21 protein-coding genes are annotated in these 21,931 nt (G+C 68.1%); 11 read left to right on the top strand and 10 right to left on the bottom strand.

Annotated features, from left to right (window positions below):
• Positions 1–50: 50 nt before the first annotated feature.
• Positions 51–1,214 (bottom strand): glutamine-hydrolyzing carbamoyl-phosphate synthase small subunit, encoded by a 1,164-nt coding sequence (gene carA, locus JOY29_RS00930; protein ID WP_300974327.1) that lies wholly within the window; start codon positions 1,212–1,214, stop codon positions 51–53.
• A 110-nt stretch (positions 1,215–1,324) separates the two neighbouring features.
• On the opposite strand from carA, the gene JOY29_RS00925 reads away from it, so the two are divergent.
• The 4 genes from JOY29_RS00925 to JOY29_RS00910 all read left to right on the top strand — a co-directional run bounded on the left by JOY29_RS00925 (position 1,325) and on the right by JOY29_RS00910 (position 6,228).
• Positions 1,325–1,780, top strand: a complete 456-nt coding sequence (locus JOY29_RS00925; protein WP_300974326.1) for a GatB/YqeY domain-containing protein — start codon at positions 1,325–1,327, stop codon at positions 1,778–1,780.
• A 14-nt stretch (positions 1,781–1,794) separates the two neighbouring features.
• Positions 1,795–3,660, top strand: a complete 1,866-nt coding sequence (dnaG, locus tag JOY29_RS00920) for a DNA primase (protein WP_300974325.1) — start codon at positions 1,795–1,797, stop codon at positions 3,658–3,660.
• Positions 3,661–3,674: 14 nt separating this feature from the next.
• A complete protein-coding gene (rpoD, locus tag JOY29_RS00915; RefSeq protein ID WP_300974324.1) occupies positions 3,675–5,714 on the top strand; it encodes an RNA polymerase sigma factor RpoD in 2,040 nt (679 codons plus the stop codon).
• 97 nt (positions 5,715–5,811) lie between these two features.
• Positions 5,812–6,228 carry a hypothetical protein gene (locus JOY29_RS00910; RefSeq protein ID WP_300974323.1) on the top strand — a complete coding sequence of 139 codons (417 nt, stop codon included), beginning with the start codon at positions 5,812–5,814 and terminating at the stop codon, positions 6,226–6,228.
• A gap of 256 nt (positions 6,229–6,484) precedes the next feature.
• On the opposite strand, the gene JOY29_RS00905 is transcribed toward JOY29_RS00910, so the two are convergent.
• Positions 6,485–7,024 (bottom strand): DUF4142 domain-containing protein, encoded by a 540-nt coding sequence (locus JOY29_RS00905; RefSeq protein WP_300974322.1) that lies wholly within the window; start codon positions 7,022–7,024, stop codon positions 6,485–6,487.
• A 93-nt stretch (positions 7,025–7,117) separates the two neighbouring features.
• Between JOY29_RS00905 and JOY29_RS00900 the strand changes: the two genes are divergently transcribed.
• The 3 genes from JOY29_RS00900 to JOY29_RS00890 all read left to right on the top strand — a co-directional run bounded on the left by JOY29_RS00900 (position 7,118) and on the right by JOY29_RS00890 (position 9,587).
• The gene (locus JOY29_RS00900) at positions 7,118–8,329 is read left to right on the top strand and encodes an alpha/beta hydrolase (protein WP_300974321.1); all 1,212 of its coding nucleotides are present in this window, start codon (positions 7,118–7,120) and stop codon (positions 8,327–8,329) included.
• A 299-nt stretch (positions 8,330–8,628) separates the two neighbouring features.
• Entirely contained in the window at positions 8,629–9,045 is a 417-nt protein-coding gene (locus JOY29_RS00895; protein WP_300974320.1) for a hypothetical protein, read from the top strand.
• 164 nt (positions 9,046–9,209) lie between these two features.
• Positions 9,210–9,587, top strand: coding sequence for a response regulator (locus tag JOY29_RS00890; protein ID WP_300974319.1), 378 nt, complete (start codon positions 9,210–9,212; stop codon positions 9,585–9,587).
• Between the two features lie 298 nt (positions 9,588–9,885).
• Here JOY29_RS00890 and JOY29_RS00885 read toward each other — a convergent pair whose 3' ends face one another.
• From JOY29_RS00885 to JOY29_RS00865, 5 genes are all read right to left on the bottom strand, one after another.
• Positions 9,886–11,502, bottom strand: a complete 1,617-nt coding sequence (locus JOY29_RS00885; RefSeq protein ID WP_300974318.1) for an alkaline phosphatase family protein — start codon at positions 11,500–11,502, stop codon at positions 9,886–9,888.
• 39 nt (positions 11,503–11,541) lie between these two features.
• Positions 11,542–13,017 carry an Asp-tRNA(Asn)/Glu-tRNA(Gln) amidotransferase subunit GatB gene (gene gatB, locus JOY29_RS00880; protein WP_300974317.1) on the bottom strand — a complete coding sequence of 492 codons (1,476 nt, stop codon included), beginning with the start codon at positions 13,015–13,017 and terminating at the stop codon, positions 11,542–11,544.
• Positions 13,017–14,498, bottom strand: a complete 1,482-nt coding sequence (gene gatA, locus JOY29_RS00875; RefSeq protein ID WP_300974316.1) for an Asp-tRNA(Asn)/Glu-tRNA(Gln) amidotransferase subunit GatA — start codon at positions 14,496–14,498, stop codon at positions 13,017–13,019. Before gatA ends, gatB begins: the two co-directional genes overlap by 1 nt.
• Positions 14,498–14,800 carry an Asp-tRNA(Asn)/Glu-tRNA(Gln) amidotransferase subunit GatC gene (gene gatC / locus JOY29_RS00870; RefSeq protein ID WP_300974315.1) on the bottom strand — a complete coding sequence of 101 codons (303 nt, stop codon included), beginning with the start codon at positions 14,798–14,800 and terminating at the stop codon, positions 14,498–14,500. Before gatC ends, gatA begins: the two co-directional genes overlap by 1 nt.
• Before the next feature lie 70 nt (positions 14,801–14,870).
• Positions 14,871–15,473: a hypothetical protein gene (locus tag JOY29_RS00865; protein WP_300974314.1), complete on the bottom strand. Its 603-nt coding sequence runs from the start codon at positions 15,471–15,473 to the stop codon at positions 14,871–14,873.
• A 209-nt stretch (positions 15,474–15,682) separates the two neighbouring features.
• Between JOY29_RS00865 and JOY29_RS00860 the strand changes: the two genes are divergently transcribed.
• From JOY29_RS00860 to JOY29_RS00850, 3 genes are read left to right on the top strand one after another with little or no spacing between them, the layout of a single operon-like run.
• A complete protein-coding gene (locus JOY29_RS00860; RefSeq protein ID WP_300974313.1) occupies positions 15,683–16,804 on the top strand; it encodes a DUF3089 domain-containing protein in 1,122 nt (373 codons plus the stop codon).
• Entirely contained in the window at positions 16,801–17,274 is a 474-nt protein-coding gene (gene ruvX / locus JOY29_RS00855) for a Holliday junction resolvase RuvX (RefSeq protein ID WP_300974312.1), read from the top strand. Before JOY29_RS00860 ends, ruvX begins: the two co-directional genes overlap by 4 nt.
• Positions 17,275–17,285: 11 nt before the next feature.
• A complete protein-coding gene (locus tag JOY29_RS00850; protein WP_300974311.1) occupies positions 17,286–18,167 on the top strand; it encodes an aspartate carbamoyltransferase catalytic subunit in 882 nt (293 codons plus the stop codon).
• Here the strand turns inward: JOY29_RS00850 and JOY29_RS00845 are convergent.
• From JOY29_RS00845 to JOY29_RS00835, 3 genes are read right to left on the bottom strand one after another with little or no spacing between them, the layout of a single operon-like run.
• Entirely contained in the window at positions 18,164–19,489 is a 1,326-nt protein-coding gene (locus JOY29_RS00845) for an SPOR domain-containing protein (RefSeq protein WP_300974310.1), read from the bottom strand. The genes JOY29_RS00850 and JOY29_RS00845 overlap by 4 nt on opposite strands.
• A gap of 7 nt (positions 19,490–19,496) precedes the next feature.
• Entirely contained in the window at positions 19,497–20,147 is a 651-nt protein-coding gene (locus JOY29_RS00840) for a hypothetical protein (protein ID WP_300975564.1), read from the bottom strand.
• A gap of 18 nt (positions 20,148–20,165) precedes the next feature.
• A complete protein-coding gene (locus tag JOY29_RS00835) occupies positions 20,166–20,885 on the bottom strand; it encodes a ParA family protein (protein WP_300974309.1) in 720 nt (239 codons plus the stop codon).
• Positions 20,886–21,007: 122 nt separating this feature from the next.
• Between JOY29_RS00835 and JOY29_RS00830 the strand changes: the two genes are divergently transcribed.
• Positions 21,008–21,919: an SPOR domain-containing protein gene (locus tag JOY29_RS00830; protein ID WP_300974308.1), complete on the top strand. Its 912-nt coding sequence runs from the start codon at positions 21,008–21,010 to the stop codon at positions 21,917–21,919.
• Positions 21,920–21,931 lie beyond the last annotated feature (12 nt).

Raw genomic sequence — 21,931 nt, 5'->3', positions numbered from 1 at the left:
ACGGGCGGCGTAGCGGTAACGCCAATGGTCAGGGCCAGTGAGCTTGAAGCTCACCGCATCATCCCCACGAACCGCTCGAATAGATAGAAACTATCCTGCGGCCCCGGGCTCGCCTCGGGATGATATTGCACGCTGAAGGCCGGCCGGTCCGCCAGCTCGATCCCGCAATTCGACCCGTCGAACAGCGACACATGCGTCTCGCGCACATTGTTGGGCAGGCCTTCGCGCTCGACCGCGAAGCCGTGGTTCATGCTGGTGATCTCGACCTGCCCGTCGGCGAGGCGCTTGACCGGATGGTTGGCGCCGCGGTGGCCCTGGAACATCTTGCTCGTCCGGCCGCCGACCGCGAGCGCGAGCAACTGGTGGCCGAGGCAGATGCCGAACAGGGGCTTGCCCGTGTCCAGCATCTGCCGGATCACCGGAATGGCATATTCCCCCGTCGCCGCCGGATCGCCCGGCCCGTTCGACAGGAAGAAGCCGTCGGGGTCATGCGCCATCACCTCCTCGAAGGAGGCAGTCGCCGGCAGGATCGTCACCCGCGCGCCGGCCTCGACCAGATTGCGGAAGATGTTGCGCTTGGAGCCATAGTCGATGGCGACGACGTGGGGCCGCTCCGCTTCCTGCCCCTTGTCGGCATAGCCGATCTCGATCTCCCATTTGCCGCCGCTCCACACGCGAAGCTGCTCGCAGGATACCTCCTTCGCGAGGTCCATCCCCTCCAACCCCGGCCATTCCCGCGCCATGCGCTGCAGCTCGGGAAGATCGAACTTCCCCTCGGCATCATGGGCGATGACCACCGTCGGCGGCCCCTCGCGGCGCACCAGCCGGGTCAGCGCCCGCGTGTCCACCCCGGCCAGCCCGATCCGCCCATGCCGCTTCATCCACTCGGGAAAATCGACCGTCGAGCGGAAGTTGGACGGCGATGTCACCGGCTCGCGCACGATCGCGCCCACCGCATGGGGATCGTCCGCCTCGACGTCCTCGTCGTTCGCGCCGACATTGCCGATGTGCGGGAAGGTGAAGCAGACGACCTGCCGGGCGAAGCTCGGATCGGTCATCACCTCCTGGTAGCCGGTCATGGCGGTGTGGAAGCAAAGCTCCGCCACCTCCGCGCCCTCGGCTCCGAATCCCCTGCCCCACACCACGCGCCCATCGGCGAAAACGAGAGCGCCGGTGGCTCCCATGGGCGCAGCAGTGGGCGCAGGATTGGCCATCGGGGCGAGGGCTCCTTTGTAGGGTCGGGACAACGATGTCGCTAAGCCGCCGCCGCTAAGGAAAAGCGCGGCGCTGGTCAACCGGACGACAAGGATTTAACAGCCGCCCCATGATCCGCGACACCATCAAGACCGCCCTCGTCACCGCCATGAAGGGCGGGGACAAGGCTGCCACCGCCACCATCCGACTCATCCAGAGCGCCATCAAGAACCGCGACATCGAACTGCGCACCGCCTCGGCCTCGGCTGACGACGATGCCGTGGTCACCGAAGTCCTCCAGAAGATGATCAAGCAGCGCCGCGAATCGGTCACGCTCTATCGCCAGGGCGGCCGCGAGGAACTGGCCGCGCAGGAGGAAAGCGAGATCGCCGTCATCGAACGCTTCCTCCCCGCCCAGCTGTCGGACGAGGAAGCCTCGGCCAAGGTGAGGGAGATCATCGCCGAGCTGGGCGCGTCGAGCATGAAGGACATGGGCCGCGTGATGGCCGCGGTGAAGGAGCGGCTGGGCACAAGCATCGAACCGGCGCGGGCGAGCGGGCTGGTGAAGGGGGCGCTCGCGGGCTAGCCTTCGCTCGCCCGATGACCCTTTCCCCCGCCTTCCTCGACGAACTGCGCGCCCGCACCACGCTCAGCGCGGTAATTTCGCCGCACGTGAAGCTCCTCCGCGCTGGCCGGGAGTGGAAGGCCTGCTGCCCGTTCCACAACGAGAAGACTCCCAGCTTCACCGTCAACGACGAGAAGCATTTCTACCATTGCTTCGGCTGCGGCGCGCATGGGGATGCGATCCGCTTCCTCACCGACAATCGTGGCCTGCCCTTCATGGACGCGGTGAAGGAACTGGCCGCCGCGGCCGGCATGGAAGTGCCCGCCGCCGACCCGCGCAGCCGCGAGCGGGCGGAGCGGCAGGCCACCCTCCACGACGTCATGGCCGACGCGCAGACCTGGTTCGCCGAACAACTGGACGGGATCGAGGGCGCCGAGGCCCGCGCCTATTGCCAGCGCCGCGGCATCGGCGCCGGAGCGATCAAGCGCTTCGGCATCGGCTTCGCCCCCGATCGGCGCAACGGCCTGCGCAAGGCGCTGGAACGGCATGGCGACGACAAGCTGGTCGATTGCGGCCTTCTCATCCGCGTCGAGGACGAGCCGAAGAAGGAGCCCTACGACCGCTTCCGCGGCCGGCTGATGATCCCCATCCGCGACCAGCGCGGACGGGTGATCGGCTTCGGCGGGCGCATCCTGGGCCAGGGCGAACCCAAATATCTCAACAGCCCCGAGACCGTCCTCTTCGACAAGGGCTCATCGCTCTACAACATCGACCGCGCCGGCCCGGCATCGCGCCAGGCCAAGCGCCTGATCGTCGTCGAAGGCTATATGGACGTGGTCGGCCTGGATCGCGGCGGCATCACTGAAGCGGTCGCGCCCAACGGCACCGCCCTGACCGAACGCCAGCTCGAACTGCTCTGGCGGCTCGATCCTTCGCCCATCCTCTGCTTCGACGGCGATTCGGCAGGCTCAAAGGCCGCTATCCGCGCCGCCACCCGCGCCCTTCCGATGCTTGGCCCCGAGCGAACCCTTTCCTTCGTGACTCTGCCCGACGGCCAGGATCCGGACGATCTCGTCAACAGCGGCGGCCGGGATGCGGTCGAGGCCCTGCTGCAAACTCCCGAACCCCTCGTCGACCGTCTCTGGAGGCACGAGCGCGACTCGACGCCCCTCGCTACCCCCGAACAGCGCGCCGGCCTCAAGCAGCGACTGATCGACCATGCGGCGGCGATCGCCGACCGCAGCCTCAGCCAGCTCTACCGGGACGAGTGGATGGAGCGCTTCTATGCGCTCAATCGCCGCGAGCGCCCTGCTTTCGAGCCGCGCGGCCAGCAGCAGTCGTTTCAGCGCCGCGGCACCTGGGTCAGGGGCAAGGGCTTCGTTCCGCCCGAGAAGCCGCTCGAGGAAGCGACCCGCACCATCGCCCGCGACAGCGTCGGCCCGATCGAGGCCCGCGCCATCGCCGCCGGTCTGGCCACCTTCCCCGATCTCATCGCCGAGGAAGCCGAGCTGCTCGCCGCCCTGCCCTTCGCCGATCCGGCCGCCGAAGCACTGAAGCAACGACTGCTCGACGCCGCCCTTCATCAACCAAGTCTTGATTCGCAGGCGGTAAAGCCCATCTTGGCCGAAGCCAGAACCGCCTCGCTCCTTTCCGAGGTGCAGCGCGGGACGGGCGTGGTCTTTTCCTTCAACCGTGGCGGGGCCGATCCGGCGAAGAGCCGGGCCGACCTCAAGGCCGTGATCGAACTCCTTGGTGCAAAGCGGGAAATTGCTTCCGCCATGCTCGAGGCGCAGCGGCGGATGGGCGAAGGTGACGAGGCGGCGGTGGCCGAACAGCACCGTTTGCGCCTCGCCGCAGAAGACCTCACCAAGAGACTGGCAGATTTCAGCATTTCCGATTAAGCGCGCAGGCAACCATGGCCAAAGTCGAACCCCAAGACACCGACGATCAGGACGGCGGAGACGCTCCCCTCATCGATCTCAACGACGCTTCGGTGAAGAAGCTGATCGCCCGTGCCAAGAAGCGCGGGACGATCACCATCGATGAACTGAACGAAGCCCTGCCTCAGGACCAGATGAGTTCCGAGCAGATCGAGGACATCATGTCGGCGCTGAACGACATGGGTGTCCAGATCGTCGAGAAGGAGGAAGGCTCCGACGACGAGGAGGAAGGCGAAGCCGAAACCGCCTCCGACGACGACGTCGATCCGCTCGACGACGGCGGTCCCCGCCCGGCCGCCGCGGTCAAGAAAGAGACGGTCGATCGCACCGACGATCCCGTCCGCATGTACCTGCGCGAGATGGGTGCGGTCGAGCTCCTGTCCCGCGAGGGCGAGATCGCCATCGCCAAGCGCATCGAGGCCGGCCGCGACACGATGATCTGGGGCCTGTGCGAAAGCCCGATCACGTTCAACGCCATCATCGAATGGTCGACGGCCCTCAACGAAGGCCGGATGCAGCTGCGCGAGATCCTCGATCTCGAGGCCATGCTGTCCAAGGACCCCAGCGCCGAGCAGTTGAACGCCGCCGAGAATGACGAGGACGGCGAGGGCGAGGTCACCGCCGCCGCCGCCGGCCCGACCATCAAGGAAGAGGAAGAGCCGGAGGAATCCGCCCCCGCCGACGACGACGAGGACGACCTCACCGAGCGCCGTGCTCCCAAGCCGGCCGAGGAGGAGGAAGAGGACAACACCCTTTCCCTCGCCCAGATGGAGGAAACCCTCAAGCCGCAGGCGCTCGAGCGGTTCGCGGCCATCACCGACCATTACAAGAAGTTCGCCAAGCTTCAGGACGCCCGGCTCGCCTGCATGTCCGCCGGCACGCCCTTCTCGCCGCAAAAGGAGAAGGAGTATCAGAAGCTCCGCGAGCAGCTCACCGCCGAGGTCGAGAGCGTCCAGTTCCACAACGCCAAGATCGAATATCTGGTCGAGCAGCTTTACGCCTACAACCGGCGCCTGACGGCGCTCGGCGGCCAGATGCTGCGCCTGGCGGAGCGCCACAAGGTGCCGCGCAAGGCCTTCCTCGACAGCTACATGGGCCATGAGCTGGACGACAGCTGGCTCGACCGCGTTGCCAAGATCGACAAGAAGTTCGCCGCCTTCGCCGCGGCCGAGCGCGACACGGTCGACCGCATCCGCGGCGAGATCGGCGAGATCGCCCAGGCCACCGGCATGGCACTCGGCGAGTTCCGCCGGATCGTCAACCAGGTCCAGAAGGCCGAGCGCGAAGCCCGCATCGCCAAGAAGGAGATGGTCGAAGCGAACCTCCGCCTCGTCATCTCCATCGCCAAGAAGTACACCAACCGCGGCCTGCAGTTCCTGGACCTCATTCAGGAAGGCAACATCGGCCTGATGAAGGCGGTCGACAAGTTCGAGTATCGCCGCGGCTACAAGTTCTCGACCTACGCCACCTGGTGGATCCGGCAGGCCATTACCCGCTCGATCGCCGACCAGGCGCGGACCATCCGCATCCCGGTCCACATGATCGAGACGATCAACAAGCTGGTCCGCACCAGCCGCCAGTTCCTCCACGAGACCGGCCGCGAGCCGACCCCGGAAGAGCTGGCCGAGCGCCTCTCCATGCCGCTGGAGAAGGTCCGCAAGGTGATGAAGATCGCCAAGGAGCCGATCAGCCTCGAAACGCCGATCGGCGACGAGGAAGACAGCCACCTCGGCGACTTCATCGAGGACAAGAATGCCGTCATCCCGGTCGACGCGGCGATCCAGGCCAACCTCAAGGAAACGGTCACCCGCGTCCTTGCCAGCCTGACCCCGCGAGAGGAACGCGTGCTGCGCATGCGCTTCGGCATCGGCATGAACACCGACCATACCCTCGAGGAAGTCGGCCAGCAGTTCTCGGTCACCCGCGAACGCATCCGCCAGATCGAGGCCAAGGCGCTGCGCAAGCTCAAGCACCCGAGCCGCAGCCGCAAGATGCGCAGCTTCCTCGACCAGTAAGGCTCGTGGCCGGGTCCGGCGGGTAACCCCTTCCGGACTCGGCCCAAGCTGCCCGCCTGCCCGTTCCACTCTTTCGGAAAACCGAGGGAGTGAGATCATGCAGGACACGCTCGAACGCACAGCATCCGAAGACGCCTTCGACTCGGTCGGACCCGCTGGCAAGGCGCTGATCGGGGCGGCCGCCGGAGCAGTCGGCACCTGGGCCCTCGACCGCGCCGACTGGCGCATGTGGAACAGCGAAAGCGCCGAGGCACGCGGGCAGACGAGCGAAGCTCGCCCGGGGGGTGAGCCGCCCGCGCAGGTGCTCGCCACCAGGGTCGGACGGGCCTCGGCCTCGAGCCCTCGCCCGACCAGCATGAGCGTGCCGGCGACGTCATCCATGATGGCATCGGAATCGCGCCCGCCGTCGCCTACGCCCTGTTCCGGGATCGCCTTCCCGGCAGCGGCCCCGGTCGCGGCGCGCTGTTCGGGCTCCGCCTGTTCCTCGTCCAGGACGAAGCCTTCAACACGGTGACGGGGCTCGGCGCGGAGCCGGGCCGCTATCCGTGGCAGGCCCATGCACGGGGGCTCGTCGCCCACATTGTCTACGGCCTTGCGACCGAGCTTGCGCTCAACCTTGCCGGCAAAGCGCTGGCAAAGAACCAGGGCAGGCCCGGACGGCAGCGCTCACAGGCCTGATCGCAATGGCGCCGGCCCGCGAACCATGCGCAAGCCGGCGCCTTGCTATCATCACCGTTGCGGCAGGGGGCTAGGCCTCCCGCCCGCCCGGCCTAGCGGACGCTCCGCAGCAGCTGCTGGGCCTGGGTCAGGTGCGACTGGATGATCGGCACCGCACCCTGCGCGGTCTGGCGCAGCGCCGGCGTGTCGCCGCTGCGGGCATAGCCAGTCTGAAGCGTCAGCGCCTGCTGGTGAGCCGGCACCTGCTGCTGCAGGTAAAGCCGGTCGATCGCGGCCGGCGCGGCGGCATGCAGCTGGCCGATCATGCCCTTCTGCATCGCCGACATCTCGGGCGGCGGCGGCATGACCCCGGCGGTCCTGGCATTGGCCAGCGCGAGGTTGGTCGTGCGGGTGTGATGGTCGATCAGCATCGACGCATAGGCGCGTACCTGCGGGTTCTGGCTCTTGTTCAGGAGGATCATGCTGCTCGTGATCTCGAACACGTCGCCGGCGCCGGCGTAGAAGAGGAAGGGCTGCGCCTGGCTGGTGGCTGCCGATTGCGGCGGCGTCGGCAAGGTCGCGGCCGCCGGCGAAGCGACGATCGCGGCCGTCGCGAGGGCGGCCAATCCGACAAGGTTATGCTTCAGCGTCACGGCTCTCTCCTGCTGATTTTGTTAGGAAACTCGGAAATCTCTCGTTCTGGAACCGACCTCGATCAGCCTTCGTTCCGAGCCATCATTCATTTTATGTTTAGGAAGATGGCGGCGATGAAGAGCAACTGGACCGGCAAGCGCACCCTTACCCTCACCGGGGCCTTGCTGGCCGCCATCAGCACGCAGGCGCTTTCGCAAACGCCGGCTGACCAGGCTCCGGCGCCGCAGGGCCAGCCCGGCATCCCGTTCAGCGGCGCGCCGCTCGACGCCGACAATCAGGCGGTGGTGGACGCGCTGACGAAGCAACTGATGCTGCGCCCCTATCACTCGCTTGACCCCGTCGCCGCGCGCCAGCAGCCGACCTTCACCGATGGCGTGAATGCGGTGCTTCGCGCGCAGGGTCGCCCGACTACGCCGCCGCCGGGCACGACCGAGCGCGAGATCTCCATTCCGGGCGCGGCAGGCAACCTGCCCGCGACCGTCTTCACGCCGACCGGCGCCCAGGGGCCGCTGCCGGTCGTGCTCTACTTCCACGGCGGCGGCTGGGTGATCGCCGATCGCAAGGTCTATGCCGGGGGCGCCCGCGGCATCGCTCGCAATGCGCAGGCGATCGTCGTCTCGGTCGATTACCGGCGCGCGCCGGAAGCCCCCTTCCCTGCCCAGCATGACGATGCGCTCGCCGCGTACCGCTGGCTGCTGAGCAACGCCGCTTCGGTCGGCGGAGACGCCAGTCGCATCGCCTTCGCCGGCGAAAGCGCGGGCGGCAACCTTGCGGTGTCGACGGCCATGCTGGCGCGCGATGCCGGCCTTCCGCTGCCGCGCCACATCCTTTCCGTTTATCCGATCGCCGGCAACGACCTCAACACGGCCTCCTACCAGGACACGTCCAACGGCCCGACGCTCAACCGCGCATTGATGGCCTGGTTCTTCCGCTACGTGCCTCGCACGCCGGCGGACCTGATGGACCCGCGCATCAACCTCGTTGGCGCCAACCTCCAGGGCCTGCCGCCAGTGACCATCGTCGCAGCGCAGGTTGATCCGCTGCGTTCGGAAGGCGAGCTTCTGGCGCAGCGCCTCGCCGCCGCCGGCGTACCGGTCCAGCGCCGCGAATGGGAGGGCGCCAGCCACGAATTCTTCGGGGCCGACGCCGTCATCCGTGATGCGGGCGAGGCTCAGCAATGGTCCGGCGGGCGCCTGCGCGAGGCACTTTACGGCACGGCAGCGCCTGGCGCAGCACCCGGCGCTGCGCCCCAGCCGCAGCCTCTGCCGCCGCCCACCGGGGCCAGGGCCGGCGAACGCGGCTAAGCATGGCTTGGGAGGTTCAGCGAACCTCCCACCTTCTTCGCGTTCCCGCTTCGCGCCCATGGTTCGCCCGCGGCCCATCCCGGGGATAAACTAGGAGCTGCGCTTGGACGGGGGCGCCGCAAGGTCTGGCCAGAAGAGGGTCAGGCGCTCCCCGTCCTGCGCCCGCACGCTCGGCTCCTCCCGCCCCCCTTGCCTTGCGCCGCAAAGGCCTCGATGACTGACGGGCTTTACTAAGTGGGGGTATATTGATGCGTTTTGTGTTTCTGGCTGCTGCCGTGCTTTCGGTGGGGGGTCCCGCCTTGGCGACGGGATCGGAGAGCCTTTACTCGGCCTGCGTCTACCAGGACCCGCAGACCGGGGTGAACCCATTCACCCAGCTGTTCGTGATCAAGCCCGATGCCCTCGAGAACAGTTATGGCGATTACACCCGGGCCAAGAACTCTGCCTGGGAACAGGCCATGGCCGCGGACGAACCGCAGGCGGTTCGCAACGTCACCTCTTATTATCCGAGCAGCCTCGTCGGCCAGTTCATGAAGTTCGCCGAAGCCAAGGGCGACAGCCACGCCAACTGCTTCGTCACCACCGACAAGGACCGCGCCTTCACCTGGTATCGCGCCCGCCTCGCCGACCGCCGCAAATATGAGGCGACTTCGATCAAAGACTGGCGCCCGACCAGGGACGCCTTCCTCTCGATCGAACCCTGGCCGCCGCAATAAGGCGCCGGCCGGCAGTCCCTCGCCCATGGCTGGATCGCCGGACATGACTGTCGCGCCCCTTCCCTGCCTCCTCCGCTTGGGGGCTGTCGCGCCACTCTCTTGGCCTCCACAGCCGAAACAACCGGAACGCACGCTCTTACCTGCCGTTTGGCGACACTATGGTCATGAACATCCCCAGGGAAGTGCTCGTCGTCGAGGATGAGCCGCTGATCCGCATGGTCGCGGCCGATGCGCTGGCCGATCACGGGATCATGGCGTGGGAGGCGGGGGATGCGGCCGAGGCGCTGCATGTTCTGGACGAGCATCCCTCGATCGGCCTCGTCTTCACCGACGTGAGCATGCCGGGCGAGATGAACGGCCTCGGCCTCGCCCACGAGATCCACCTGCGCCGCCCCGATGTGGAACTGATCGTCACTTCGGGCGCGGTTTCGGTAAAGGAAGAGGAACTTCCGGACGCCGGCACCTTCCTGCCCAAGCCATACCAGGCCCAGCGGCTCGTCAGCCTGGTCACCGAGAAGCTCGACTCGCCCGGCGACGCCTGACCTTCTGGGCGGCTGAGCAGCCGGCGCCAACTCGGCCGCGACCGCCTTGCAATGTAGGATTTCGGCTGATCTACTCTGGGGCTTGGCCACTCATCGCCCATTAGCCGCAGGCCGCCCGGAATGCGCCCGGACGCAGGCTCCAGCCAGGCTGCGGAAAGCGGGCAGCCTCCACCCATCCATACCGACGTCCCGTATGCAGGAAGATCGTCGATTTCTCTCGTCGACCGGCGATGGACGAAGGCGAGCTAACCCCCGTCACCGGTGACCTTTGTGACCTTGTTCAGCTTCGCGCGGCTTCTCAGCGGCAGTGGGCGGCTTCCGTACGGCACGACCCGTCGACGCTGCCGGGCGCCAGGGGCAGGCCGACCCAGCTCGCCAGCGTGGGCAATATGTCGACCGTGTCGGCGCTGGTGGCGGGCGTGGCGGGCTTCAGGCCTTTGGCCATGAAGATGACCGGCACGCGGCGGTCATAGTCCCAGGGCGTTCCGTGACTGGCGGCATAGCCCGGCCCCGGCTTCGCCACCGTGCTGACATGCTCCTTCAGCACGACATAGAAGTCGCCGGAACGGCTGGGGTCGAAGGCGGCACGGACCCGGCTGATCAGGCTCCAGCCTCTCGGGTCGCCTGACGGAAGCGGGGTGGCGGAAAGCTCGGCCGCGGTGAAGACGGTCTCGACCTGCGGGTGCGCCTTGTAGCGGGCGACCGCCGCGGCAAGAACCTTCGGCCGGTCGGCGGCCGAGATGGCGCGGTCGAGCCAGACGTCGCCGCCGACACCGTCACCGAACAGGACCGGCGCCGGGCGGCCGACCTGCGGGGCGAGGAGCTTGCCCATCTCGCCCGCGGCGAGGCCCGGATCGGCCCGCACGGCCTTGAGGTTGCCGGCCGCGCGCAGCCGCTCGACCGCATCCTGCCCGCCGTGGTCGGCGGAGAGGACGACCGCATAGTCGACCGCCTGGGTGTCGAGCCAGCCGAGGAAGCGGCCGAGCGACTGGTCGAGGCTGAGCAACTGCAGGCACATCTCCTGCCCGCCCCAGCCATAGCTGTGCCCGACATAGTCGGTGGCGCTGAGGCCGATCGACAGCACGTCGGTCGCCGGTCCCTTGCCAAGCTTCATCTGCGCGGTGACCAGCGCCGCCAGCGTCAGGGTGACGTCATCAAGCTCGGGCGAGGCGCGAAAGCCCCGGTTGTCCCCCGCCGCCCGTCCGAAGCGCCCATTGCCGATCGTCATGGCCGGGGTGATCTGGAAGGGCGTTGCGCGGGCCTGGCACAGCGCTGGCGGATCGAGCGGCTCCACCGCTTGCGCGAACCGCGCGGCCCAACTCGCCTTGAACTGCGCAATTCCGGGAAGCTCGGCCGCTTGCCTGACATCGCTCGCCCACGCCTTGCCGTCCCAGTACCAGCGCTGGTCTAGCGCGCGCCCGCCCATCATCACCGCCGCCCGATCCTTGCCGGCGACGGCGACGTTGCGGCTGCGCGGGTCGGCGGCCTTGAGGCGATCGCCCAGCGTCGAGACGCGCAGATGCTCGGGGCTGACGGTGTAGGTGCTGCTGGTCGATCCCGCGACCCGCTCGTCCTCGGCGCAGTAGATGCTCTTGTCCGCCCGGGCGGCGCCCTGGTCGGTCCAGTTGTTCGCTATGATCCCCGTCGCCGCGGGGTGGCGTCCCGTGAGCAGCGTCGAGTGGCCGGGACAGGTCTCCGTCGCCGCATGGGACTGGTAGCCGTTGACGAACGTCACGCCCCCGTCCGCCAGCCGCTTGAGACCGCCGGTCAGGTGCGGGCGATAGGCCTCGAACAGGTCGGACGACAGCTGGTCGACCGAGATGGCGACGATCAGCTTGGGCGGCGTGGCCGGCTGCGCCGCGGCGGGACTGGCGGCAGCGGCGGCGACCGCGGCGGCGAGGAGGAAGTTACGCATCGCACGTCGCATAGCAGCGCCGATGTTGCGCGGCCATGACTAGCCGAGCTTGGCCTTCAGCCGCTCGTTGACGACGCCCGGATTGGCCTTGCCGGCCATGGCCTTCATCGTCTGGCCGACGAAGAAGCCGAACAGCTGGACCTTGCCGGCCTTGTACTGCTCGACCTTGTCGCCGTTCGCCGCGAGGATCTTGTCGATCTCGGCATCGATCGCACCGGTGTCGCTGGTCTGCTTGAGGCCACGCTCCTCGACGATCTTGCCCGGCGCGTCGCCGGTCTCGAGCATGATCTCGAACACCTGCTTGGCGAGCGTGCCACTGAGCGTACCCTCGTCGACCAGCTTCAGCAGTTCCGCCGCTTCCTGCGGGGAAATGCCGGTGGTGGTGATTGTCTCGCCGCGACGGTTGAGCGCACCGAACAGCTCGGCCACCGTCCAGTTGGCGGCCCGCGCAGGCTCCGCGCCGGCTTCGAGCAGGGCATCGAACCAGCGGGCGGTCTCGACCTCGGCGGTCAGCACGCTGGCGTTGTAGGCGGTGATGCCCGCGGTCTCGTAGCGCTTGCGCTTGGCGTCGGGCAGCTCGGGCAGCGAGGCGCGGCAATCCTCGATGAAGGCGTCGTCGATTTCCAGCGGCAGCAGATCGGGATCGGGGAAGTAGCGATAATCGTGCGCATCTTCCTTCGACCGGAGCGACCGCGTCTCGCCCTTGTCCGGATCGTAGAGACGGGTCTCCTGCACCACCGTTCCGCCGCTCTCGAGCAGCTCGATCTGGCGCCGCGCCTCATGCTCGATCACCTGCTGCACGAAGCGCACCGAATTGACGTTCTTGGTCTCGGTGCGGGTGCCGAACTGCTCGCCCGGCCGGCGCACGGAGACGTTGACGTCGGCGCGCATGGAGCCTTCCTCCATGTTGCCGTCGCACGAGCCCACGTACCGCAGGATGGCGCGCAGCTTGCGCAGGTAGGCCCCCGCTTCCGCGGGCGAGCGCAGGTCGGGCTTGGAGACGATCTCCATCAGCGCGACGCCCGAGCGGTTGAGGTCGACGTAAGACATGGTCGGATGCTGGTCGTGCATCAGCTTGCCAGCGTCCTGTTCGACGTGGATGCGCTCGACGCCGATGGTGCGCGCGCTCGCTTCGTCCTTCTCGTCGAGAAGGACCGTCACCGACCCTTCGCCGACCAAAGGATGGTAGAGCTGGCTGATCTGGTAGCCCTGCGGCAGGTCCGCATAGAAGTAGTTCTTGCGGTCGAACCGGCTCCACTTGTTGATCTTGGCATCGATGGCGAGGCCGGTGCGAACCGCCTGGCGGATGCACTCGCGGTTGGGAACCGGAAGCATACCGGGCATGGCGGCGTCGACCAGACTGACCTGGGTGTTGGGCTCGGCGCCAAAAGCCGTGGCGGCGCCGCTGAACAGCTTGGCGTTGGAGACCACCTGCGCGTGGACCTCAAGGCCGACCACGACCTCCCACTCGCCGGTTTCGCCCTTGATGCGATAGGGTGCGTTCACGTCAGCCATTACCACCACTTCTCCGGACGGGCGCTGAAGCCCGCGCGTTCTTCGATCGCAAGGCCTGCATTGAGCACGCCCTGTTCGTCCATCTCGCGCCCGATCAGGTGCAAGCCAAGCGGCAGGCCTTGGCCGTCAAGCCCGCCGGGAACGCTCATCGCCGGCAGGCCGGCGAGGCTAGCCGGGACGGCGAAGACGTCGTTCAGGTACATGGCGAGCGGATCGCTCATCTTCTCGCCAATGCCGAAGGCGGCGCTGGGCGCGGTCGGGGTGAGGATCAGGTCGCAACGCTCGAAGGCGGCGCGGAAATCCTGCTTGATCAGCGCCCGCACCCGCTGGGCCTTGGTGAAATAGGCGTCGTAGAAGCCGGCCGACAGCACGTAGGTGCCGATCATGATCCGGCGCTTGACCTCGGCGCCGAAGCCGGCGGCGCGGGTTGCGGCGTACATCGCATCGAGATTGCCGCCGCCGGGCGCTTCGCGAAGGCCGTAGCGGACGCCGTCATAGCGGGCGAGATTGGATGAGGCCTCGGCCGGAGCGATGATGTAGTAGGTCGGCAGCGCGTACTTCGTATGCGGCAGGCTGATCTCGACGATCTCCGCCCCGGCATCCTTGAGCCACGCGATGCCCTGGTCCCACAGGGCGTTGATTTCGCCCGGCACGCCGTCGATGCGATATTCCCTGGGAATACCGACCCGCTTGCCCCTGAGATCGCTGGAAAGCCCCTGCTCCCACGCGGGCACCGGCGCATCGATCGACGTCGCATCCTTGGAGTCGAAGCCGCTCATGGCTTCGAGCAGGATGGCGCAGTCGCGCACGGTGCGAGACATCGGACCCGCCTGATCGAGCGAGGAGGCAAAGGAGACGATGCCCCAGCGCGAGCAGCGGCCGTAGGTCGGCTTGATGCCGGTGATTCCGGTGAAGGCCGCAGGCTGGCGGATCGAGCCGCCGGTGTCGGTGCCGGTCACGCCCGGCGCCAGGCCCGCCGCGACCGCCGCTGCCGAGCCGCCCGAGCTTCCGCCGGGGGTGAGCGCTGCATTGCCGCCGTCATTGCGCTTCCAGGGGGAGATGACGGGACCGTAGGCGCTGGTCTCGTTCGACGAGCCCATGGCGAACTCGTCCATGTTCAGTTTGCCGAGCATGCCGGCGCCCGCCGCGCGGAGCCTGGCGGTGACCGTGCTCTCATAAGGGGGCTTGAAGCCGGTCAGGATGCGGCTGCCGCTGGTCGTGTCGACGCCGACGGTCGCGAACAGGTCCTTGATTCCGAGCGGAATGCCGGACAGCGGCTTGAGGTCGCCCGACTGGCGCGCGGCATCGGCCGTTTCGGCGCAGGCGAGCGCATCCTCGGGAGTTTCGACCGTATAGGCGTTGAGCGCCTTGGCCGCAGCGACGGCGGCGTTGAAGCTGTCGGCGATCTCCCGCGCGGAGAAGTCGCCAGCGCGAAAGCCGTCGCGGAGCTGCGTCAGCGTAAGGGTGGTGAGCTCGACCACTATTCGATCACCTTCGGAACGGCGAAAAAGCCATGCTGCGCGTCGGGCGCGTTCAGCAGGACCTTGTCGCGGACGTTGCCGCCGGTCAGCGGATCGGCATCGATGACGTCGTCGCGCAGGCGCAGCTTCTGGTCGATGACGGTGGCGAGCGGCTCGACGCCGGACGTATCGACCTCGCCCAGCTGCTCGACCCAGCCGAGGATGTTGTTGAGTTCGGGCACCAGCGCTTCGACTTCCGCGTCGCTCATCTGGAGACGCGCAAGCTTGGCGATGTGCCGCACGGTGGCGGTATCGACGGACATGGCCCGGCGTTAGCGAGGGGGCGCGAAGCCTTCAACTCCCCCTTGGCCGGCGCCGGGCCTGACGAGCGGCCTAGTCGGGGCGGCGCTTACGGTCCCTGCGGTTATCGCGGCGGAGATCGCGGCGGTCCTCACGCTGGTCGCGACGATATTCCCGGCGGTCGTCGCGCCGGTCCGCGCGATATTCCTGGCGGGTCACCTGACCGCGGCGAAGCTCGCCCCGGTCCTCGCGGCGTTCGACCCGATAGACGCGGCGATCGTCGCGTCGCTCGGACCGATAGGCGCGGACATTCTGCTGAACCGCCGGGCTGCGGCGTTCAAGGGCACGCTGCTGCTCGAAGCGGCGGCGAAGCGCATCGGTAATCGGCGAAGGGCGGCGCTGGCGATCGTAGACGTAGCGTCCGGTGCCCGGATAATAATAGCCGTTGTACCAGCCGTAGGGCGAGCCGTAGCCGCCGTAGCCACCATAAGGCGAATAGCTGCCATATCCGCCGTAGGGCGAGTAGCCGCCGTAATTGCCGTAGTTACCATAACCGCCGTAGCCGGCACTGTAATAGGGGTCGTAATAGCCCGACCCGACGCCAACTCCGACACCGCCATACTGGCCGTAGGTGGAGCAGCCGGCGAGCCCGAAGGCGCCAATTGCGGCAAGGGTGAGATTGCGAACGAGGGACATGGAAACGCTCCTACTGCCCCCCGGCCTATGGCCTTTCCATCGGCCCAAGTGCTTGAACGGCAGGTGAACTTGCCTGTTCCTATGACTTGCCTCGAAGCCGCCGACTGGGCTGGACCTGCGCGCGGACATGAGCACGCCTGGCTGTACACCGAGGGCCGGGCCAGAGGGCCGGGTTGCCGCTGGCGACACGCGCGCCTAGTTCCGCCGCCATGTGCGCCCGCCGCTTCCTCATCATCATCTTCGTCCTGACCCTGCTGGTCGTTGCCGGTGGCTTTGCCATGTTCCAGTTCGGCGGCTCGGTGCTTCGCAAACAGGCGCTGCCAACCGTGCCGTTCGAGGCGCCGCCGGCACAGAGCGGCCCCGATTACGTGCAGGCCGAAAATTGGCTGAATCTGCCCGACACGATCCCGCCGGGTCCGGCCGAATGGCGGCCGAGAGACGTTGCGCCGCCGCTGCTCAACGGTTCGCGTCCGGCGACCTTCTTCATCCACCCGACGACCTATTTGCAGCGAGACCGCTGGAACGCGCCGCTGGGCGACAAGGACAGTCAGGACCGCGCAGCCCTGTTCGTGCGCAGCCAGGCCAGCGCCCTCAACGAGACCCGCGTCTACGCGCCGAAATACCGGCAGGCCGCCTTCGGCGCCTTCCTCGACAGCAGCGAGAATGCCACCAAGGCGCTCGACCTCGCTTACTCGGACGTGGCGCGGGCGTTCGACCGGTTCCTGGTGCAGGAGCCGGCCGGCCCCATCATCCTTGCCGGCCACAGTCAGGGCGCGTTGCACCTCACCCGCCTGCTGCGCGACCGGATCGCGAAGGATCCCGCCCTCGCCCGCCGCATCGTCGCCGCTTATGTGGTCGGCTGGCCGGTGAGCACGGCGGCGGACATCCCGGCGATGGGCCTGCCCGCCTGCACGAGGGCGGACCAGCCGGGCTGCATCCTGTCCTGGCAAAGCTTTGCCGAGCCCGCCAACACGAGCCTGATCACCGACGTCTATGAGGGCTCGACCGGCTTCAACGGGCAGAAAAGGCGGCAACAGGACATGCTGTGCGTCAATCCGGTCACGGGCACGTCGGCGGCAAGCACGCCGGGGCAAAGTCTCGGAACCCTGGTGCCGACCAACGACACGTTGACCGATGCGACGATCGTTCCCGGAGCGGTCGGAGCGCGCTGCGAGAACGGCTTCCTGCTGATCACCGGCCGCGACAATGAACTGCCGGAGGTCGGGCGCTATGCGCTGCCGGGCAACAACTATCACGTCTACGACTATATCCTGTTCTGGCCGGACATCAGGCGGGACGCGGATCGGCGGATCAGGGCCTTCCAGCGGTGATCACTGCCGTCGCCGCGGAGTTTGCCCATGCCTTGCCGGGAGGCGGGGTGCTGGCGGGGCTCGATGTCGGCACGAAGACGGTCGGCTTGGCGCTGTGCGATGCCGGATGGAGCTTTGCAGGACCAGCCGAGACGCTGCGACGAACGAAGTTCACTGCCGACCTGGAAGCGCTTCGTGCCTTCATCACCCGCCATTCGGTGCGCGGTCTGGTCGTTGGCCTGCCGCTCAACATGGACGGCAGCGATTCGCCGCGCACCCAGTCAGTCCGCGCCTTCGCCCGCAATCTCACGCCGCTTTCCCTGCCGGTCCTGCTCTGGGACGAGCGCTGGTCGACCCAGGCGGTCGAGCGGGCAATGATCGCGGCCGACGTCAGCAGGGCGAAACGTGCGGAGGCGATCGACAAGCTTGCCGCGGCCCACATCCTCCAGGGCGCGCTCGACGCCCTTTGCATGTTGCCGCGGGCGGGCTAGCAGCAGCCCTCGTGCATCTTCTCTCCATCCAGTCGCTGAGCGACGAACAGATCGCCGGGCTCCTCGAACGAGGTGCCGAGTTCGCCGCCGACCGACGTGCCGGCGCCGGGCGCCTTGCCGACCGTACCGTCTTCAACTGCTTCTACGAGAACAGCACCCGAACGGCGATGAGCTTCGCCCAGGCGGCGGCGCGACTCGGCGCGCAGGCGATCACGCTGTCGGTCGAACATTCGAGCGTGAAGAAGGGCGAAACGCTGGCGGACACGGCGCGGACGCTCGGAGCCATGGGACCGGACGCGCTCGTCCTCCGCCACCGCGACAATGGCGCGGCCGAGCAAGTGTCACTTCTGGCTGGCTGCCCGGTCATCAACGCCGGCGACGGCACCAACGAGCACCCGACCCAGGCCTTGCTCGACGCGCTCACCCTCATCCAGCATTTCGGAAGCCTCGAAGGCCGAACCATCGCCATCGTCGGTGACGTCCGGCACAGCCGGGTCGCCCGCTCCAATGCCTTGCTGCTGCCTAGGCTGGGCGCCCGGGTCCGGCTTGCCGGTCCCCCTGCCCTCATGCCGGATGGCGCCGAGACCATCGCCATCGATGAGGCGATCGCAGGTGCCGATGCGGTGATGATGCTGCGCGTCCAGCGCGAACGAATGGAGCGGGAACTGGGTGACGCGCCCGGCGAGTATCTGCGGCTCTACGGCCTGACACGCGAGCGGCTCGCATTGGCCGCGCCGGACGCGGTCGTGCTGCATCCCGGTCCGATGAACCGCGGAGTGGAGATTGCCGACGAAGCCGCCGACCTCGCAGGCCGTTCGCTCATCCTTCGTCAGGTGGCGAACGGCGTGGCGATTCGAATGGCCGTGCTCGAGATGCTGGTCCGCCAGCCCTAGCGGCTGGCGAAGCGCACCGGCGAGTCGCCCGCGGCGCTGCGGACGAAGCAGCTGGCGCCGCCAGCCTTCAGCTGCATGCACAGCTGGCGGGCTTCGGAGTCGCTGGCGAAGCCCTTGAGGCTCAGCCGGTAAACGGTGCCGCGCGGACCGTTGAAGCGCGCGCTCGCCGGGACATAGCTACGAACGCCCTTGTGGCGCTTGGCGACGACCGACCAGCCCATCTTCAAACCGGCTTCGGTCGCATAGGCGCCGAGCTGGACCACCGCCTGGCTCCTGCCGAAGCGGCGCACCGCAGCACGGCGAAGTTCGGCGACCTTCGGAAGGCGACCGTCGGCCTGGACCCGCTCAGCCCGCAGGCTGTCCACCATCTCGGCAACATCCGGAGCGGTTGCGACCTCGGCGGCCGGCTCGGAGGCAGCGGCAACCTCGATGGGCATCGGCTCGGCGATCGGCGATGGCAGACTAGGTGCAGGAGCGACGATGGCGACAGCCGGCGCAGCAGCGGCGGAGGCCATCACCGGCTCGGCGGCGGCCACCGGCGCCGGCACTTCAGCCTCGGCGGTACGGACGTCATTTCGTTCCCGGCGAAGAGCGAGACGGACTGGTTGGCCCGGGTCGGCGGCGACCGGTGCGGTGACCCCAATCAGCGACGCCACCTGGCTGCCGGACGCGCCGGGACGGGCGAAGGAGGCCCAGTCGCTCATGCGCTTTTCGAGCTGGTCGCCGGCAAGATCCTGCGCCGCGACGGTGCGCGCACGGACCCAGTCACCCGCAAGGGCATGTGCGAGCGCGAGATTCTGGCGGACGCGAGCGTCGGCGCCCGGCGCTCGGGCGGCCTGGTCGAGCAGTTCGACAGCGGCCCCCGGACGTCCGGCAAGCGCCATGGCGAGGCCAGCGTCGGCCGGATCGATTGCCTGGGAGTAGGCCTCGAGGGTCGTCACCGCGGCATCGCCCTTGCCCTGCCCTGCCTGGGTCAGCGCCAGCTTGAGCGGCACGCCCGGGAGCGACGGGATCAGCGACAGCGCATCGGCATAGGCTGCTTCGGCCGAGCGGAAGCGTCCGGACGACATATAGGCGTTGCCGAGCAGGGCACGGAAGCCGGCGTCGGTCGGGCTGTTGTCGACGGCGCGTTCGGCGAAGCGAATGGCATTTGCCGAGTCGCCCTGTTCAAGCGCCGCTTGGGCGCGGAGCGCGACACCAATGTTGCTGTTCTCGGAGACGCCGCCGAACGAACTGCGCTTTTCCCCCATGGCGCAGCCGGTGACGGCCACCGCGAGGAGGATGGTGGAGGCGGCGAGAAGTGCGGACTTGGTCTTGCGCATCGTCTTCTTACCTCTTGCTGGCGTGACGCTCCGGCGCCCGGCTGGCCATGGCGTCGAGTTCGGGCATGGTCGCCAGCAGCTCGTCGAGCGCGCGGGTGACCAGCTGCTGAGCCGACGTGCCGGTGACGGCACAGGCAAGCCGGAGCTTGAGATGGCGGTCGTGATCGAGCCGCAGCGTGAAGGCGGCCTTCGGCTTGCCGCTGTTGGCGCGGCTGCGCGGGGTCGGTTCCGCGGCAACCGGCCGACGAGCGGGGACGGCGACCGCGGCGACCGGCGCCACGGACGCTTCGACCTTTGCCGTCAGCACCTCGGCCAGCGGCGGAACGTCGGCCGCGACCGGTTCGGCCGTCTCGTCCATTTCCTCGTCCGGGCTGTCGGTGACGAGGCGCTGGACGATCTCGTCCTGGACGGCATGCACCGGGCTGGCCGGCGTGAGGCCGGTGACCGGATTGGGCCGCGCAACGACCGCTTCTTCAGCGACCGGAACCGGCGCGAGCACCGGCCGAGGCGGCTCGAAGCCCATGTCGTTCCAGCCGAGATCCTCGAGACCGCTGCCGCCCTGGCCAAAGCCCTGCGGACGCATGGCGGGACGGGCGGCACCCTTGCGGGCGAGAAGCCCGGAGGAGAGGGAGGCGAAAGGCCTCGGTTCGCTCTTCATCATGGGAAATACGCCCCTTTAGCCGACCACGCGGCGGCCGAAGCCACCGACGGGACGCGGACTGACGGCACCGACGCCCGGTGCCGCACCCGGCGCCGCGAACACGGTCCGGCGAAAATTCTTCTCGAGCCGATCGGAGATATATTCCCACAGCTCGACCACTTCAGCGGCCGACTTGCCCTTGGGATCGACCTCCATCACGGTCCGTCCGTCGATCATCGACGCCGCGAAATCGGTGCGATGATGAAGGGTGACCGGGGCCACCGTGCCATGCTGCGAAAGGGCGACCGCCGCCTCGTAGGTGATCTTGGCCTTCGGAGTCGCCGCGTTGACGACGAAGATGAGCGGCTTTCCGGCGCGCTCGCAAAGATCGACCGTGGCGCCGACGGCGCGAAGGTCATGCGGGCTCGGGCGGGTCGGAATGACGATCAGCTCGGCGACCGCGATCACGCTCTGGATGGCCATGGTGATGGCCGGCGGCGTGTCGATCACCGCAAGGCGGAAGCCCTGCTGGCGGAGCACTTCAAGGTCGCTGGCGAGGCGAGCGACCGTCGTCTGCGCGAAGGCGGGCATCTCCGTCTCGCGCTCGTTCCACCAGTCGGCGAGCGACCCCTGCGGGTCGATGTCGATCAGACAGACCGGGCCGGCTCCCGCCAGTTGTGCCTGCACCGCGAGATGGCCGGAGAGAGTCGTCTTGCCCGACCCCCCCTTCTGCGATGCCAAAGCCAGAACGCGCATTCCGATCCCCTCGGGTAAGGTGCAATTTGTCAACTACGGATGGGAATGCAGGCGGCGGCCTAAAATCAGGTTAACGGAGCCGCGACGCTGTTCTAGACTGCAAGGCGAAGCGGGAGGGGTGCATGCGTTTTTTTGGGCTCTTGGCGTTGGCGGCGATCGCCGCGGCTCCGGCGGCGGCGCAGAACGTGCGCGCGGGCATCGATGCCTGGGCGGCCGGCAAGCCCGAACAGGCGGTCGCCATCTGGAAGCCGCTCGCTGCGCGCGGCCAGGCGGATGCCGCTTATAACCTCGGGCAGGCCTACAAGCTCGGGCGCGGCGTGCCGGCCGACCTCGTCACGGCCCAGCGCTATTACGAGCAGGCGGCGCGGGCCGGCCATCTGGAAGCCAAGACCAGCCTTGGCCTGCTTCTCTTCCAGAACGGCAATCGAAGCGGGGCGATGCGCTGGCTGCGCGAGGCGGCCGACGCAGGCGAACCGCGCGCCATGCTGGTGTTCGGCACCGCCCTCTTCAACGGTGACGGCGTGCCGGAGGATCGCGTGCGTGCCTATGCCATGGTCAGCCGGGCCGCGGCGCAGGGCCTCGCCCCGGCGCAGGCGACCTTGAGCGAGATGGACCAGATCATCCCTCTGGAGGAACGCAGGAAGGGCGTCATCCTTGCCCAGCAGATGGTGGCGAGTGCCTCCCCTGCCCCGCCCAAGGTGGCGGAGGCGGTCAGGCAGCCTTCGAAGTCAAAGGCCGCTTCATCATTGCCCAGGCCGGTACCCACTCCCGCCGTCGCGCCGAGCTTGATGACTCCCACGTCCAAGGCCAGCGCGGGCGCCTTCCGAATCCAGCTCGGCGCCTTTCGCGACCGAGCGGCCGCACAGAAGCTCTACGCCAGTCTTTCGCCCCGGCTCGGCGGCGCGGGCATCAACCTGGTGCCGTCGGGAACGATGACGAGGCTGCAGGTCGGCCCCTATGCCACCCGCGCCGCCGCCTCTGCGGCTTGTGCGGCGCTGAAGCCGCAGCCCTGCTTCCCGGTGCCGGCGCGCTGACACGCACGCCCC

Origin of the sequence: Sphingomonas sp. LHG3406-1 (genome assembly GCF_029637485.1) — a bacterium.
Classification (GTDB): Bacteria; Pseudomonadota; Alphaproteobacteria; order Sphingomonadales; family Sphingomonadaceae; genus Sphingomicrobium.
The sequence above is the reverse complement of the archived record's forward strand: the minus strand, read 5'-3'. Positions and strand labels throughout refer to the sequence as shown.